13 protein-coding genes, 1 tRNA gene and 1 pseudogene are annotated in these 14,299 nt (G+C 66.9%); 7 read left to right on the forward strand and 8 right to left on the reverse strand.

Annotated features, from left to right (window positions below; translation table 11 throughout):
* Window positions 1-2 precede the first annotated feature (2 nt).
* From AC5Y4S_RS12345 to AC5Y4S_RS12355, 3 genes are read right to left on the reverse strand one after another with little or no spacing between them, the layout of a single operon-like run.
* Window positions 3-1,616 (reverse strand): esterase-like activity of phytase family protein, encoded by a 1,614-nt coding sequence (locus AC5Y4S_RS12345; RefSeq protein WP_500033040.1) that lies wholly within the window; start codon window positions 1,614-1,616, stop codon window positions 3-5.
* Window positions 1,617-1,635: 19 nt separating this feature from the next.
* Complete coding sequence (locus AC5Y4S_RS12350) at window positions 1,636-2,409, reverse strand: hypothetical protein (protein ID WP_500033041.1); 774 nt, start codon at window positions 2,407-2,409, stop codon at window positions 1,636-1,638.
* A gap of 48 nt (window positions 2,410-2,457) precedes the next feature.
* Window positions 2,458-3,684: a class I SAM-dependent methyltransferase gene (locus AC5Y4S_RS12355; RefSeq protein WP_500033042.1), complete on the reverse strand. Its 1,227-nt coding sequence runs from the start codon at window positions 3,682-3,684 to the stop codon at window positions 2,458-2,460.
* A gap of 120 nt (window positions 3,685-3,804) precedes the next feature.
* Here AC5Y4S_RS12355 and AC5Y4S_RS12360 point away from each other — a divergent pair, with 120 nt between their 5' ends.
* On the forward strand, window positions 3,805-4,167 hold the full coding sequence (locus AC5Y4S_RS12360; protein WP_068106333.1) for a DUF732 domain-containing protein: 363 nt from the start codon (window positions 3,805-3,807) through the stop codon (window positions 4,165-4,167).
* Between the two features lie 12 nt (window positions 4,168-4,179).
* On the opposite strand, the gene AC5Y4S_RS12365 is transcribed toward AC5Y4S_RS12360, so the two are convergent.
* The 4 genes and pseudogenes from AC5Y4S_RS12365 to AC5Y4S_RS12380 form a co-directional block, all read right to left on the reverse strand.
* Entirely contained in the window at window positions 4,180-4,593 is a 414-nt protein-coding gene (locus AC5Y4S_RS12365) for an ArsI/CadI family heavy metal resistance metalloenzyme (RefSeq protein ID WP_500033043.1), read from the reverse strand.
* Between the two features lie 24 nt (window positions 4,594-4,617).
* Window positions 4,618-6,139, reverse strand: a pseudogene (gene arsB / locus AC5Y4S_RS12370) (ACR3 family arsenite efflux transporter).
* Window positions 6,127-6,495 (reverse strand): ArsR/SmtB family transcription factor, encoded by a 369-nt coding sequence (locus AC5Y4S_RS12375; RefSeq protein ID WP_500033044.1) that lies wholly within the window; start codon window positions 6,493-6,495, stop codon window positions 6,127-6,129. The pseudogene arsB and the gene AC5Y4S_RS12375 overlap by 13 nt, the downstream one beginning before the upstream one ends.
* 90 nt (window positions 6,496-6,585) lie before the next feature.
* Window positions 6,586-6,659 (reverse strand) — tRNA-Leu (locus AC5Y4S_RS12380).
* Between the two features lie 359 nt (window positions 6,660-7,018).
* On the opposite strand from AC5Y4S_RS12380, the gene AC5Y4S_RS12385 reads away from it, so the two are divergent.
* From AC5Y4S_RS12385 to AC5Y4S_RS12400, 4 genes are all read left to right on the forward strand, one after another.
* A complete protein-coding gene (locus AC5Y4S_RS12385; protein ID WP_068106315.1) occupies window positions 7,019-7,858 on the forward strand; it encodes a PPE family protein, SVP subgroup in 840 nt (279 codons plus the stop codon).
* 59 nt (window positions 7,859-7,917) lie between these two features.
* Window positions 7,918-9,111, forward strand: coding sequence for a PPE family protein (locus tag AC5Y4S_RS12390; protein WP_500033045.1), 1,194 nt, complete (start codon window positions 7,918-7,920; stop codon window positions 9,109-9,111).
* Window positions 9,112-9,236: 125 nt separating this feature from the next.
* Window positions 9,237-9,533, forward strand: a complete 297-nt coding sequence (locus AC5Y4S_RS12395; protein WP_066914021.1) for a WXG100 family type VII secretion target — start codon at window positions 9,237-9,239, stop codon at window positions 9,531-9,533.
* Window positions 9,534-9,562: 29 nt separating this feature from the next.
* Complete coding sequence (locus AC5Y4S_RS12400; RefSeq protein ID WP_067004763.1) at window positions 9,563-9,847, forward strand: WXG100 family type VII secretion target; 285 nt, start codon at window positions 9,563-9,565, stop codon at window positions 9,845-9,847.
* A gap of 63 nt (window positions 9,848-9,910) precedes the next feature.
* Here AC5Y4S_RS12400 and AC5Y4S_RS12405 read toward each other — a convergent pair whose 3' ends face one another.
* Window positions 9,911-11,251: a PPE family protein gene (locus tag AC5Y4S_RS12405; protein WP_500033046.1), complete on the reverse strand. Its 1,341-nt coding sequence runs from the start codon at window positions 11,249-11,251 to the stop codon at window positions 9,911-9,913.
* Window positions 11,252-11,961: 710 nt separating this feature from the next.
* On the opposite strand from AC5Y4S_RS12405, the gene AC5Y4S_RS12410 reads away from it, so the two are divergent.
* A complete protein-coding gene (locus AC5Y4S_RS12410; protein ID WP_500033047.1) occupies window positions 11,962-12,735 on the forward strand; it encodes a response regulator transcription factor in 774 nt (257 codons plus the stop codon).
* Entirely contained in the window at window positions 12,732-14,261 is a 1,530-nt protein-coding gene (locus tag AC5Y4S_RS12415) for a sensor histidine kinase (protein ID WP_500033048.1), read from the forward strand. Before AC5Y4S_RS12410 ends, AC5Y4S_RS12415 begins: the two co-directional genes overlap by 4 nt.
* Window positions 14,262-14,299: the final 38 nt, after the last annotated feature.

Genomic DNA, 14,299 nt, shown 5'->3' on the forward strand with positions numbered 1-14,299 from the left:
GCTCAGCCGACCTTGATGGGCACCGTGACGGACTCCGTTGCGGCGGGCAGCCGGGCGGTGTCGACCACCAGGATCTCGCCGCTGTCCTGCGTGCCATTGGGCAGCATCTTGGGTTTGAGTTGAAACGGCGGGGTGGCGGCCGACCCGCCGGCCAGCCCGTCTATCCCAAAGTCGCTGTCGTTGGCGATGATCAGCGTGTTGCCGTTGTCGCGGCCGATGAGTCCTTCGACATGGTCGTGGCCGAAGAAATCACCGTCCGGGGACAGCGTACGCAGCAGGCCGGACAGGTCGAGCTTGAGCGTCTTCGTGGCGACCGCGATTCCGGCGGTCTTGAGTTTGTCGATGGCCGCCGCGTCGGTGCCGACGCCGACGAAGGTCTCGATCGGAGCCCCGCCGATCAGCAGGCCGCCACCGCCGGCACGATAGGTCGCTCCCGGCACGCCCGAGCGGGGTCCGACATCGGTGGCCCCGGCGATGTCCGCCGCGTAGATCTTCTTGTTGCCGTTGGGCTGCGGCCGGTCGTCACGTTCGTCGATCAGGAACGTGGTCGCGCTGACAGCGGCGATTTCCGACACCGCGACCTTCGTATGCTGCGGATCGGCCAGCGGGTAAAGGTATTCGTGCACATCGCCGCGGTTGGCGAGGTTGATGGTCACGATGCGGGTAATCGGAACGGATCTGGACGAGCCGGCCAAACCGGGCGTGACCAGGGCCGACTGCATGATGCCGACCAGCGTGCCGCCGTCGGGGGTGATGGTCAGCCCCTCCATCCCCTGATTCGGGCCGCGCAGCGACAGCTCCTCCGGCAGGCTGCCATCGTACGGCGAAAAGCGTTCCAGCTCTTTGCCGTTCGCGTCAAAATGGACGACGAACGGGCCGTACTCGTCGGAGACCCAGAACGTGCCGTCGGGCATGGCGACCAAGCCCTCGGTGTCCAGGCCGTGATCCGAGCGCGGCAGCTCGTTGCCGTTGAGGTCGACGAGCGACTCGCCGGTGGATGCCCGCGGGTCGATGAGCCCCACCAGCGGCGCGCCGTCCTTTCCGGTCAGCGTGATGATCTGCTCCAGCGACGCCACGCCGTCGCGGAGTTTGAGCTTGGCGATCTGAGGATGGAAAGTCGGTATGGGAAGCACCTTTTCGCCGGCGGTGCGCCCGTCAACGTTCGGGCCACGGTCGGACAGGCCGTAGATCTCGTCGGCGCTGCCCGGCACCGCGGCGATCGCCGACCCGTGCGCATTGGCCTGCACGGCGACCTCGCCGACGATGAGCAACGGCGTCTCGTCCTCGGCATAGAGTCGGACGGCCTGGCTGACGGTGACCGGAAGCTGATCGGTGCCGGTGAAGCCGGCGTCCGGGGTGTAGATCATCGCCCCGTATGCGCCGTAGGCGATGGTGCCGTGCGCGGGCTTGCCGAACGCCACCGGCGTGAGGCCGTTGGTGGCGGTCAACAGCTGTCCCGGGGAAATGGTCAGGACCGCGCCGGCGCGGGTGGTCAGCTCCTTGAGCGGCGGCACCGACAGCGGCGGCGGGGGATCCGATGCGCAGGCCGCCACCGTGAGTAACACCGTCCCCGCGGCCAGCCACGCACGCGAGGTCGTCACGCCAGTGGATGCCATGGAGCCGATTTTTGCGCGTCTAGCGCCGCTTATCGCGCACTTTGTAGGTAGAGGGCCACGACTTTCTCGACTCGTCGCCGGTCAGTGGGGTCCCCATCCCCCCGACCTTGACGTTGTAGGCCTCCTTGCCGGGGCCGACCTCGCGGTTGGCGTGTTCCTGGGCCAGGTAGTACAGCTCGTCGATGGTGGCTTCGTCGTAGGCCACGAACGACGTCTCCCGGGCGACGTCGTCGATGCCCGCCAGCATCCGGTCGGGCAGGGCCCACGACGCCAGCGCCGCCAGGCCCAGCAGCGAGAACGGGATGACCCAGTAGGCCAGGTAGGACAACGCGGTTTTCGTGTCGAGGATCGTCGCGTTGCGGTCGACGATCGGCGGGATCACCGACGACACCGTCATGCCGGCGAACACGGCGATCCAGACCCAGGTCAGCACCCGGACCAGCCGGGTGAACAGCTCCGTCTTGACGACGTCGTCGGGCTGTCCGGCGGCGGCGAACTCCCGCATGAACGGACGGCCGGCCAGCGCGCCGACGAGCGCGACCGCAAGGAGCCCGGCATAGCTCAGCGGCAGTATCCACCGCTGGTCAAGCGAGCCACCGAGCGCGAAGGTCAGGATTGCGAGCACCAACAACGTTGCGACAGTGCCGATTTGGAAGGGTTCGCCGACGGGGGCGCCCACCACCAACGCGGCAACCGCGATCGCCAGCGCGACCAGAGCCGCGACGGCGAACGGGACGTTACCGACCAGCACCCAGTAGACGATCCACGGCGCAAAACCAAAAAGCATTCCCACGAGGGGTCAGTTTATGAGTGGACGTTTCGGGCGCGGTCGGCGGCAAGGCTAAGCGGTCGAAGGCGTGTCCAGCGCCATCGCAAGGAAGTCGAAACGCCACAGCGACTGGAACAGTTTGCGCCCGAATTCCTCGAGCTCGGCCCGGCTTTCCCCGCCAACGCCGGGGCTTTGTGCCACACACTCGACGATGTCACGGATCGAGCGGCGCCCGTCGACGTGGCGCAGGAAGGCCAACAGAGCCGGCTCGAGCTTCAGCTTGGCGCCGGGCAGGTAGATCTCGTCGTCCGAGAGCAGGCAGGCCGTCCGCGCCAGCGGAACGTAATCGAGCGACGCCGGCGCCGAGAAGTCGATGGTGTAGTCCTCCTTCGGGCGATCGGGGCGGCAGGCGATGAAGAAATGGGTGGCATTGGCCGTTTGCAGGCGTTCCATCGCGGACCACAGTGCGGTGTCGGGCAATTGGTTCAGCACGTTGGTGAAAGCGTTGGAGGGCATGAGCAAGTCATGCGGGTAGTACGGCATTTTGTGAAACCATCCCTGAAACACAAGCCCGGCCGAGCTGACCAGGTCAAGACACTCCGCGACGGTGTAGCTCCGTTGGCGACTGTGCAGGAACGTGTCGACCAGGGCGCCGTCGGAACGCAAATCGTGCGCCCCGTTCAGATAGCTGCGGACGGGGTGGTCCCCAGGTAGCAGCGCAATCGCGTCTTTGACCAGTTGCACCGACGCTTCGTCCTGCGACAGCCCGAGGTCGCGGAATAGGGATTCCAATATCTCGACTCCGACCCGACCGTATTTCGCGTAGAGCATGACGCCCAGGGCGCCGTCTCTTCGCAGACATTCGCCCAGCGCCGTCAGGCCGGCCAGGGGATCGGCCATGTGGTGCAGGACGCCGCTGGAGACGATGAGATCGAAATCGCTGTTCAGCGCTGCCACCTCTTCGATCGGAAGCAGGTGTAGCTCCAAGTTCTGCAAGTCGTGCTTGTCTTTCAGATACCGCTCGTGATCGAGTGCGGACCGGCTGACATCGATCGCCACCACTTTCGCGGAGCGGTTCATGAAAGCAAAGACCGCCGCCTGGTAGGTGCCGCAACCCGCAATCAGAATGTCGGCGTCCGGCTTGTACTCCCGATTCGGCCACAAGACGCGATGGGCCCAGAAGGGATCGAACCAATCCCAGTGGTTCTTGGTCCAGGCCTCCAGATCGGTTACGGGCGGCGGATACTCCCACCGATCGTATTGGCGGGAGACATCGTCGACGCGCGGATCCTCGGGCACTTCGGCACTGCCTCCTTCCCGGTGCGGTGACGTTTAACGAACCCGACCAACTTACTGCGCATTTCGCTATTGTTCTCTTCGGCTTTGTGCTGCTTGGGCCCCAGAAAGAAAGGCAATCGAATGCCCTCACCCCGCTGGCTGGCCGGATTGGCCATCCCCATGACGGCCAGCGCCGCCCTGCTTGGTAGCGCCGCGACCGCGAGCGCCACCACCCCCCAGGACGACGCGTACCTCGCCCAGCTGAGCGCCGTTGGCCTCCACTGGCCGCCGCAGACAGAAGAGGCGCTCATCGGGGAGGCGCATCTGATCTGCTACGACCTCACCTGGGGTTGGACGCCTCAACAGATCGCCGACGACGTCCACGCCCACTTGAACGCTAGGGGCGTCACGTTGTTGGACGTAGGGACGATGGTCAACGCGGCGCACTCGACGTATTGCCCGGGAAATGTGTGCGACGCCCCTACCCTGTGCACCGGGATTTGATCCGGCGTCGGCTCAGCACCCGGCCGTGCCCGTCGTGGCAACCCCGGTGGTGCCGAAGGTTTCCGAGTCAGACAGGACGGTGTAGACCTCCCACCTCTCCCCGGCTGGCCCGGTGACCCACGCCTTGTCCTGCGTGGCGTAGCAACACGTGGTGCCGATCTGCTCTTCCGGGAGCATCCCGCTGCTCGCGAGTCGGCCGATTTCGTCGTGCACTTTCTCGGCCGTTTCCACTTCGACGCCGAGGTGGTTGAGAGTGCCGCCGTGGCCGGGGTTTTCGAGCAACACCAGTTTCAGCGGCGGTTCGGCGATCGCGAAGTTGGCGTAGCCGGGTTTGACCTTGGCCGGTTCGTTGTTGAACAGCTTGGAGTAGAACATGATGGCCTCGTCGAGGTCGTCGACATTGAGGGCGAGCTGCACGCGAGACATGAGGGTTCCTTCCTTCGGTGCGAATTAGGTAGTCGTGGCGTTAGGCAGGAGTTCGGCGACCAGTGACGCGACGCGCTCGGCGATGTCATCGCGGATCGCCCGGACGGCGGCCAGAGGCTGGCCGGCGGGGTCGGGAAGCTTCCAGTCGCAGTAGGACACCCCGGGAAAGTAGGGGCAGGCGTCGCCGCAGCCCATGGTGATGACGATGTCACTGGTCTGCACCGAGTGGGCGGTCAGGACTTTGGGGGTGGCGGCGGTGATGTCGACGCCGAGTTCGGCCATCGCCGCGACGACGACGGGGTTGATCCGATCGGCGGGTTCGGTTCCGGCGGAGCGAATTTCGATGGCCTCACCGGCCATGCGGTCGAGCAGCGCCGCGGCCATCTGCGAGCGTCCGGCGTTATGGACGCAGACGAACAACACGCTGGGCCTATCGGGCATCGGCCCGGGCCCCTCGGTCCGGCTCCGACCGGAACAACCGGGAGCGCATCGCCAGGGAAACGTAGACGAGCCCGACCAGCACGGGCACTTCGATCAGCGGTCCGACCACCCCGGCCAGCGCTTGCCCCGATGTCGCGCCGTAGGTCGCGATCGCCACGGCGATGGCCAGTTCGAAATTGTTACCGGCGGCGGTGAACGCCAGGGTGGCGGTGCGCGGGTAGCCCAACCGCAGCAGGAAGCCGAGGGCGTACCCGCCGGCCCACATGATTGCGAAATAGGCCAACAACGGCACAGCGATGCGGGCGACATCCCATGGGCGGGAAGCGATTTGGTGGCCCTGCAGGGCGAACAGGATGACGATGGTGAACAGCAAGCCGTACAAAGCCCATGGACCGATGCGGGGCAGGAACGTCGTCTCGTACCAGTGGCGGCCCTTGGCCCGTTCACCCAGCCGGCGCGACAGGTATCCGGCCAGCAACGGGATACCGAGGAAGATGAGCACGGATTTCGCGATCTGCCACGGGGACACGGCGATCCCGGTTTGCGCCAGGCCCAGCCAGCCCGGCAGCACCGACAGATAGAACCAGCCCAGCGCGGCGAACATGACCACCTGGAACAACGAGTTCAAGGCCACCAGCACCGCGGCGGCCTCGCGGTCCCCGCACGCCAGGTCGTTCCAGATGATGACCATGGCGATGCAGCGAGCCAACCCGACGATGATCAACCCCGTGCGGTAGGCGGGCAGATCCGCGAGCAACAGCCACGCCAACGTGAACATCACCGCCGGACCGATCAGCCAGTTGAGCACGAGTGAGGACACCATCAGCTTGCGGTCCGTGGTGACCTCGTCGAGCCGGTCGTAGCGGACTTTGGCCAGCACCGGATACATCATGACCAGCAGACCCACCGCGATCGGCAGCGAAATGCCTTGGACCTCAACGGCACCCAGCACCGACCCGAGGCCGGGAATAAGGCGCCCCAGCAGCAGACCCGCGGCCATCGCAACGCCGATCCACAGCGGAAGGAACCTATCGAGCGTCGAAAGCCGGGTCGCTACCGCCTCCGGGGCGGACACCGGCGCCGGGGTTGCGGTCACGGCCCACAGCCCGGCTTGGCCATCAGGGCTTGGTCTTCAACATGCAGGGCCGACGAAAGCTGCCGCAGCGCCGCGGGGATCACCCAGTAGTACACCCAGGTGCCCCGCCGCTCGCAGTCCAACAGCCCGGCCGAGCGCAGCAGCTTGAGGTGATGAGAAATCGTCGGCTGAGAGACGTCGAAGGTCGCCGAGATCTCACACACGCACGCCTCCCCGCCGGGGTGGCTGGCGATCAGGCTCAGCAGGCGCAGGCGCACCGGGTCGCCCAGCGCCTTGAACATCGCGGCCAACTCCGCCGCCTGCGACTCGCCCAGGGCGGCCACGCTCAGCGCCGGGCAACATTCCGGAGCGGACTGTTTCGACATTCTTCTATATAAGCATTCATCGAATCAGGGCGCAATGATCGGAGCGCCAAATTGGAGGTTGCGCGGGCTCGCAAGGTACGCCAACTTCGGTGCCCCCAGTCGGACTCGAACCGACACTGGGCGGATTTTAAGTCCGCTGCCTCTGCCGTTTGGGCTATGGGGGCCCGGCGGCGAATCTAGCGCGCCAAGCGCCGCTTGGGGGCGTCGGATCCGCCCAAAATCCGACAAAAATGCAAGGGTGCGGGCCGGCCGCCGTTGGCCTAGGATGCGCGCGCCGCGCGCCATTCGGGGCGTCGCGTGGGGATCTCAGATGACAGCGCTATGTCCCCCGGCAGGACCTTGTTAAAACTGCTCGCGTCGGCGTTAAAAAGCCGTAAACGGCAGTCACCCTAGCCTTTTCCGTCGGGACTGTGGAGTCGTGCCTGGTTAACCTTACGCCGACGCACAGGAGCCGTTACGCCCACGCACAGGTCGATCCCCCTTCCAGGGAGATCGGCATTTTCCCGAACACGAGGAGCACCAGATGTCATTTCTGACAGCAATCCCTGAAGAGTTGCTAGCCGCGGCAGCGCAGCTGGAAGGAATAGGCAATTCGCTGACGGCGCAGAATGCGGGTGCTGCGGCACCGACGACGGCCATCGCTCCGGCGGCCGCCGACCAGGTGTCGGCCCTGCAGTCGGCGCTCTTCTCGAGCTACGGCACCATCTACCAGCAGATCGCCGCCGAGGCTCAGGCGATGCAGCAGCAGTTCGTGAGCACCCTCGGGCTGAGCTCCGGCACCTACACCTCGACCGAGGCCGCCAACGTGGCCGCTGCGACCCCCACCGACCTAGTCAACCAGCTCGCCACGCTGTTCGGCGGCCCGCTCGGAAGCACCAACGGCCTGCCGACGAGCCTGTCCAGCAACCTTGCCAACATGGGCAACATCGGTTTTGGCAACTACGCCTCCGCCGCCTCCGACCTGCTCGGCATGGCCGGCGGCGGTCTGCTACCGGCGGCCGCCAGCGACACCGGTGACGCCGCCGCGGCGGCCGGCGCCGCGGACGCCGCCACTGCCAGTGCGACGGCCCCCGCCGGGGGCGTGGGCGCAGTGGGCGCGATGCCGGTCGCGGGCATGGGCAGCGCGACCATGGTGGGCAAGTTGTCGACGCCGCCGAGCTGGGCCGGCAGTTTCGTGTCGGCCACCTCTCCCGCGACCGCGGTGCAGACCGTGGGCTGGACGGCCGCCGCGCCGCAGGCCGGCACCGGAACGATCGTGCCGGGCATGCCCGGGCTGGGCGCGGCCGCGCGCAACAGCGCCGGCTTCGGTGCGCCGCGCTACGGCGTCAAGCCGATCGTCATGCCGAAGATCAAGGCCGTCTAAGCAGCCACCGGTCGCAATAGTCCAAAACAGCGGAAATTCTTAAAGGAACGGATACGAAAATGGTCCTAGATTTTGCAGCACTCCCCCCGGAGATCAACTCCGGACTGATGTACACCGGTGCGGGCTCGGGTCCGCTCATGGCGGCTTCGGCGGCCTGGAGCAACCTGGCCGCCGAACTGAGCACCACGGCGACCTCCTGGGAGTCGATCATCGGCACCCTGACCGGCGAGCAGTGGACGGGCGCGGGGTCTGCCGCGGCGGCGGCCGCCGCCCAGCCCTACGTGAGTTGGTTGACCACCACCGCCGCGGCGGCCGAGCAGGCGGGCGCCCAGGCTTCCGCTTCTGCGGCCGCCTACGAGGCGGCCTTCACCGCGACGGTGCCCCCGCCGGTGATCGCGGCGAACAGGGCGCAGCTGGCGGCGCTCGTCGCGACGAACTTCCTGGGCATCAACACGCCCGCGATCATGGCCACCGAGGCGCTGTACGCCGAGATGTGGGTCCAGGACGCGATCGCGATGTACACCTACTCGGCCGCGTCGGCGGCGAGCGGGGTCCTGCAGCCGTTGACGCCGGCGGCCGCGACCGCCAGCCCTGCCGCGGCGGGCATCCAAGGCAGCGCGGTTTCGGCGGCTTTCGCGAACGCGGCGGCCTCGCCTGCAGCGTCAGGCCTGGGCGGGATCATCTCCAACTTCCAGTCGTTGTTGAACGGCGGGTACATCGGCCAAGGGGTTCAAGCCATCATCGATGCGCTCGGCTTGACGCCTTTGGAGACCAGCCTTGACGGCCTGGCTGGAACCCCGGCGCTGTTCAACGCCTTCAACGGCGCCGTCAACACGTCGGCGTGGTTCGTGATGAACGCCATCCCGACCGCGGTGTCGCTGGGCCACACCCTTGCCGCCGCGGCCCCGGCAGCGACGGCGAGCGACGTCGTGCCGCTGGCCGGTGGTGCGGCGATCGGCGAAGGGACCCTGGTGAACAGCGTGGGAGGCGGAATGTCGGCGGGCATGGCCGAGGCCTCCACCGTCGGCGGCCTGTCGGTGCCGGCGAGCTGGTCCTCTGCCGCCCCGGCGACGTTGGCCTCTTCGACCGCTCCACTCGAAGGTTCGGGCTGGACCGCCGCCGCGGAGGCCGAGCCCGTCACGGCGATGCCCGGCATGCCCGGAATGGCCGGCGCCGCCAAGGCCGGCGCCTACGGCAGTGGCCCGCGGTACGGCTTCAAGCCGATCGTCATGCCCAAGCAGGTTGTCGTCTGACGCGGGAAATAGCAACGGAATACAGGGAGTATCCCGCTACCGGCTTCAATGGCGCGTAACAGCCAGTTACGACGGCCGACCAGTATCACAAGGCAAGAAATTCATCCAGAAGGAGAAAAGGCAACATGGCAACACGCTTTATGACTGACCCGCATGAGATGCGGGCGATGGCGGGCCGCTTTGAGGTCCACGCGCAGACCGTTGAGGACGAGGCTCGCAAGATGTGGGCGTCGTCGATGAACATCGCGGGTGCCGGCTGGAGTGGCCAGGCGCAGGCGACGTCCTACGACACCATGGGTCAGATGAATCAGGCGTTCCGCAACATCGTGAACATGCTGCACGGTGTGCGTGACGGGCTGATCCGCGACGCGAACAACTACGAGCAGCAAGAGCAGGCCTCTCAGCAGATCCTCGGCAGCTAGCCCCCACACTTTTATTTCAGGAGGAAAACATGACCATCAATTACCAGTTTGGCGATGTGGATGCCCATGGTGCGACGATTCGCGCCCAGGCTGCGTCGTTGGAGGCCGAGCACCAGGCCATCGTTCGCGATGTGCTGGCTGCTGGTGACTTCTGGGGTGGCGCCGGTTCGGTGGCTTGCCAGGAGTTCATCACCCAGTTGGGTCGTAACTTCCAGGTGATCTACGAGCAGGCCAACGCTCACGGCCAGAAGGTGCAGACGGCGGGCAGCAACATGTCCAGCACGGACAGCGCCGTCGGGTCCAGCTGGGCCTGATTCGCCGCTTCAAAGCGGGGCCGCACACCGACCGGTGTGCGGCCCCGTTCTTTGTCCGCCGGGCTAGCCGGCGACCGGAGAACGCGGAATCAGCGAGGCGCGGAACCCAATCCGCTGAACCGCGCCCTCGGACTCGCGGCCGACCATGCCGCCCAGCGGCAGCTTGGAAACGCCCGCGGTTGCCGTCGGCGACGACGCAGCCCCCCACCCGCCGGGCATCGCGTTGGCGTCGAGAACGGGCAGCGGCGTGACCGACGACACCGCGTCGGCCCAACTCGGTGGCACGGCCAACGTGCCGAGCGAGGCCGCTTGACCAACGCTCGCCGAGGTGCCCGCGCCCAGACCCGCAACGGGTCCAACGCCTCCCAGGCCACTCATCGCTCCCCCGTCGACTCCTTCGAGCGAACCCAAGCCTGCGAAATCCAGGCTCAGGCCGTACCCGTCGAAACCAAGCCCCGCGCCGTCGGCGCCCACTCCGGCACCATCGCCGCCAAGCCCCGCGAGATCGGAACCCAGGCCGATCACGTCAAGCCCGAGGCCACCGTTCGCGCCCCCGAAGACGGAAGTCAGGCTCGAGGTCAAGCCGGAAAGGACGCCCGCACTGGTGCTCGCGCTCTTGGCGGCGGTCTTGCCCGACGCCCCGGTCAGGCTCGTCAGCGCGCTGAGCGGCGCGGAAAGCCCCGAGGATCCCACCGAAGCAGCGGTGCCCGCGGCCGCCGGTGACAATGCCGTGCTGGACGCCGCGCCCGGAGTCGCGAGCGTTTGCAGGGCCTGAGGCACCGAGGAAATCAACTGCTCCGTCACCGTCTGGGCATGGCCTGCGGCCTGGGCGCCGGCCGCCTGCGCGACCGCGCCGGCCTGGCTGGCAAGGCCGCTGGGGTTAGTCGTTGGGGGCGGCGGCGAGAACGTCGAAAACGCCGACGCCGAAGCCGAATTGGCGGCGTAGTGGTACATCGCCGTCGCGTCCTGGGCCCACATCTCGCTGTACTCGCCCTCGGTGGCCATGATCGCGGGCGTGTTCTGCCCGAAGATGTTGGTCGCGATCAACGCCATGAGCTGAGCGCGGTTGGCCACAATCAGCGGCGGCGGCACCGTCATCGCATACGCCGTTTCGAAGGCGGCCGCAGCGGCCGTGGCCTGCGTGGCCGCCTGCTCGCATTGCCCGGCGGTGGCGGTCACCCACGTGACGTAGGGCGTGACCGCGGCGGCCATCGACTGCGACGTCGGCCCCAGCCACGACTCGTCGGTCAGGCCCGCGATCACCGCCTGGTAGCCGCTCGCGGCGTCGGTCAGCTCGGCGGCCAGCGACTCCCACCCTGCGGAGGCCGCCAACAGAGTGCCGGGGCCCGGCCCCAAATACATCCGACCGGAGTTGATTTCCGGTGGCAGCGCGCCAAAGTCCATCCCTATCCCTATCTCTCGTTCGAGTTTGCTGCGTCGATTGCGTGCGAGCGGTGTCGTCGGCCTCGCCGCCGCGGAACCTGGTGGTGGTCGACGACGGGCCGGGGGCCGGATGGCCCGCGCGACGGCCCCGCGGCCGCCGTCGACGACTAGGGCCGGCACCACCGACGATCGCACGGACGGACGCCTGGCCGCCCCTCGGTGGCGATGCTTCGGAAGAAGCCGGATCGGTCAGGCCTCCGGCGGCCGCCACCGGCCGCGCAGAAGCGACATCCCGGGCGTCATCAACCATCGCCAAGGCCGTTCCAGATGGGCCGCTGTCCGTCGGCATTATGAAAAGCATTCAGCCCTACCATCATTCGTAACACCGCGTAACTTGATGGTAACGAGAGTTGGCGCGCAGGCGGCTCGTGCCGTCGTCCGTACCTGCCGAACGGCGGTGGAGTGCATTAGGGTCCGGCATCTTCTGATCAGTGGAATCCATTCGCAGAGAGTCTATTTAGGTATCAGACGGGCGGGGTGTCCGGGCCTATAGGGACCAAGAACCATGCATACCAGTATCTTTGGCAATCCAATTCTGCACAACTTCGCCGCAGCGAAACCCACCGCACAAATCGTTGAGCGGCGTCCGGGCGGGCCGCGCGGCAGCGCTTTATTTGAGGTTTCTATGAAGTCCGTGACAACCACATGTGCGCTTGGGAGAATGTAGGAACATGACGGTGATGTCCGGAAACGCAAGCGGCCAGCGGCCACGCCAGGCCATTCTGGGGCAGTTGCCCCGCATCTACCGTGCCGATGGTTCCCCGATCCGGGTTTTGCTGGTGGACGACGAGCCCGCGCTGACCAACTTGGTGAAGATGGCGCTGCATTACGAAGGCTGGGTCGTCGACATCGCCCACAACGGCCGGGAAGCCATCGCGAAGTTCGAGACCGTCAATCCCGACGTGCTGGTGCTGGACATCATGCTCCCGGACGTAGACGGCCTGCGGATCTTGCAGCGCATCCGCGAATCCGACGCCTACACACCCACGCTGTTCCTCACCGCGCGCGATTCGGTCATGGACCGGGTCACCGGCCTCACCGCGGGCGCCGACGACTACATGACGAAGCCGTTCAGCCTCGAGGAGCTGGTCGCGCGGCTGCGTGGGCTGTTGCGCCGCTCCACCCAGCTGACCCCGCCAGCGGCGGAAACCCTGAAGATCGGCGATTTGCACGTCGACACCGCCAGCCGGGAGGTTACCCGCGGCGGCGCCCAGATATCGCTTTCGTCGACCGAGTTCGAACTGCTCCGGTTCCTCATGCGCAATCCCCGCCGGGCACTGACTCGCACCGAAATCCTCGACCGCGTCTGGAATTACGACTTCGCCGGCCGTACCAGCATTGTCGATCTGTACATCTCGTACCTGCGGAAGAAGATCGACTCCGGCAGGGAGCCCATGATCCACACCGTCCGCGGCGTTGGGTACATGCTGCGACCACCCGAATGACCCCCGAGCCGGAGACCGGATCCAGGGACCTGCCGCGGTGGCTGCCCCATTCGTTGCGCCGCCAGTTGCTATTGGGCGTGTTGGCCGTCGTCAGCGTGGTGCTCGTGACGGTCGGCGTGGTCTCGGTGCTGAGCCTGCGCGGTTACGTGACGGCGATGAGCGACGCCGACGTCGCCCAATCCCTTGATGCGCTGAGCAATTCGTACACCAGATACCGAAACGGCGAGCACGGTCCGACCCGCCGCGGCAACGAACCGATCGCGCAGGCGATGCTGGAGTTCACCGATCAAACGCCCGGGAACGTCATCGCCGTGCTGCACGACGGCGTGGTGATCGGCTCGGCCGTCTTTTCCGAAGCCGAGGCGCGGCCCGCGCCGGCCGACGTGGTGCACGCCATCGAGTCCCAGCCGTGGCCCGACGACGCCCCGCCGCGCACCGAGAAGCTGGGCAGCCTGGGCTCTTACCGGGTCGACAGCCGCGCCTATGGATCCGACCTGTTGGTCGTCGGGGTATCGCAGGCGCGGGCCAACCAGATCATCGCCCGCAAGAACATCACCACCTCGGCGCTTGTTGCGGCCGCCCTCGCGATCACCGCGGCGCTGACCATCTGGGTGGTCGGGATCACCCTTCGCCCGCTGCGCCGGCTCGCCGCCACCGCCGCCGAGGTCGCCGCCATGCCGCTGACCGACGACCACCGAATCAGCGTTCGGGTGCAGCCAAACGACACGGACCCCGACAACGAGGTCGGAATCGTCGGGCACACGCTGAATCGGTTGCTCGACAACGTCGACAGCGCGTTGGCGCATCGGGCCGACTCCGATTTGCGGATGCGGCAATTCATCACCGACGCCAGCCACGAGTTGCGCACCCCGCTGGCGGCGATCCAGGGATATGCGGAGCTGACCCGCCAGGACAGTTCGGCGCTGCCGCCGACCACCGAGTACGCGCTGGCCCGTATCGAGGCGGAAGCGCGGCGCATGGCGGTGCTCGTCGACGAGCTGCTGTTGCTCTCGCGCCTGGGCGAGGGCCAAGACCTGCAGACCCAAGACGTCGACCTGGCGGACCTCGTCGTCAACGCCGTGAACGACGCGGCGGTCGCGGCGCCGACACACTATTGGGTCAAAGACCTTCCCGACGAGCCGGTTTGGGTGCGCGGCGATCACGCCCGGCTCCACCAACTCGTCAGCAACCTGCTCAGCAACGCCCGGGTACATACGCCGCCGGGCGTCACCGTGACGACCGGGATCACCTGCCGGCGGCGCGGCACGGAGTCGCCCTACGTCGAGTTGACCGTCGCGGACGACGGCCCCGGCATCGACGCGGATCTCCTCCCCCGGTTGTTCGAGCGGTTCGCGCGCGCCGATACGGCCCGGTCCAACGGGTCGGGCATCGGGCTGGGCCTGGCCATCGTGAGTTCGATCGTCAAGGCCCACCAGGGGTCGGTTACCGCCGAATCCGCCAATGGCCGAACGGTTTTCCGGGTCCGGCTGCCAATGATCGATGATCCGGCGCTGGACGGCGCCTGAATTCGGAAGCGCCGCGTCCCCGCCGCCCCAGGTAGTAG

This window comes from Mycobacterium sp. NGS64 (genome assembly GCF_059812245.1).

Bases quoted from the DNA above. Each gene is read 5' to 3' on its own strand.
- AC5Y4S_RS12390 (WP_500033045.1), top strand. From the start codon at position 7,918: ATGGTCCTAGATTTTGCAGCACTCCCCCCGGAGATCAACTCCGGACTG.
- AC5Y4S_RS12405 (WP_500033046.1), bottom strand. From the start codon at position 11,251: ATGGACTTTGGCGCGCTGCCACCGGAAATCAACTCCGGTCGGATGTAT.
- AC5Y4S_RS12400 (WP_067004763.1), top strand. From the start codon at position 9,563: ATGACCATCAATTACCAGTTTGGCGATGTGGATGCCCATGGTGCGACG.
- AC5Y4S_RS12385 (WP_068106315.1), top strand. From the start codon at position 7,019: ATGTCATTTCTGACAGCAATCCCTGAAGAGTTGCTAGCCGCGGCAGCG.
- AC5Y4S_RS12395 (WP_066914021.1), top strand. From the start codon at position 9,237: ATGGCAACACGCTTTATGACTGACCCGCATGAGATGCGGGCGATGGCG.
- AC5Y4S_RS12360 (WP_068106333.1), top strand. From the start codon at position 3,805: ATGCCCTCACCCCGCTGGCTGGCCGGATTGGCCATCCCCATGACGGCC.
- AC5Y4S_RS12345 (WP_500033040.1), bottom strand. From the start codon at position 1,616: ATGGCATCCACTGGCGTGACGACCTCGCGTGCGTGGCTGGCCGCGGGG.
- AC5Y4S_RS12375 (WP_500033044.1), bottom strand. From the start codon at position 6,495: ATGTCGAAACAGTCCGCTCCGGAATGTTGCCCGGCGCTGAGCGTGGCC.
- AC5Y4S_RS12415 (WP_500033048.1), top strand. From the start codon at position 12,732: ATGACCCCCGAGCCGGAGACCGGATCCAGGGACCTGCCGCGGTGGCTG.
- AC5Y4S_RS12410 (WP_500033047.1), top strand. From the start codon at position 11,962: ATGACGGTGATGTCCGGAAACGCAAGCGGCCAGCGGCCACGCCAGGCC.
- AC5Y4S_RS12365 (WP_500033043.1), bottom strand. From the start codon at position 4,593: ATGTCTCGCGTGCAGCTCGCCCTCAATGTCGACGACCTCGACGAGGCC.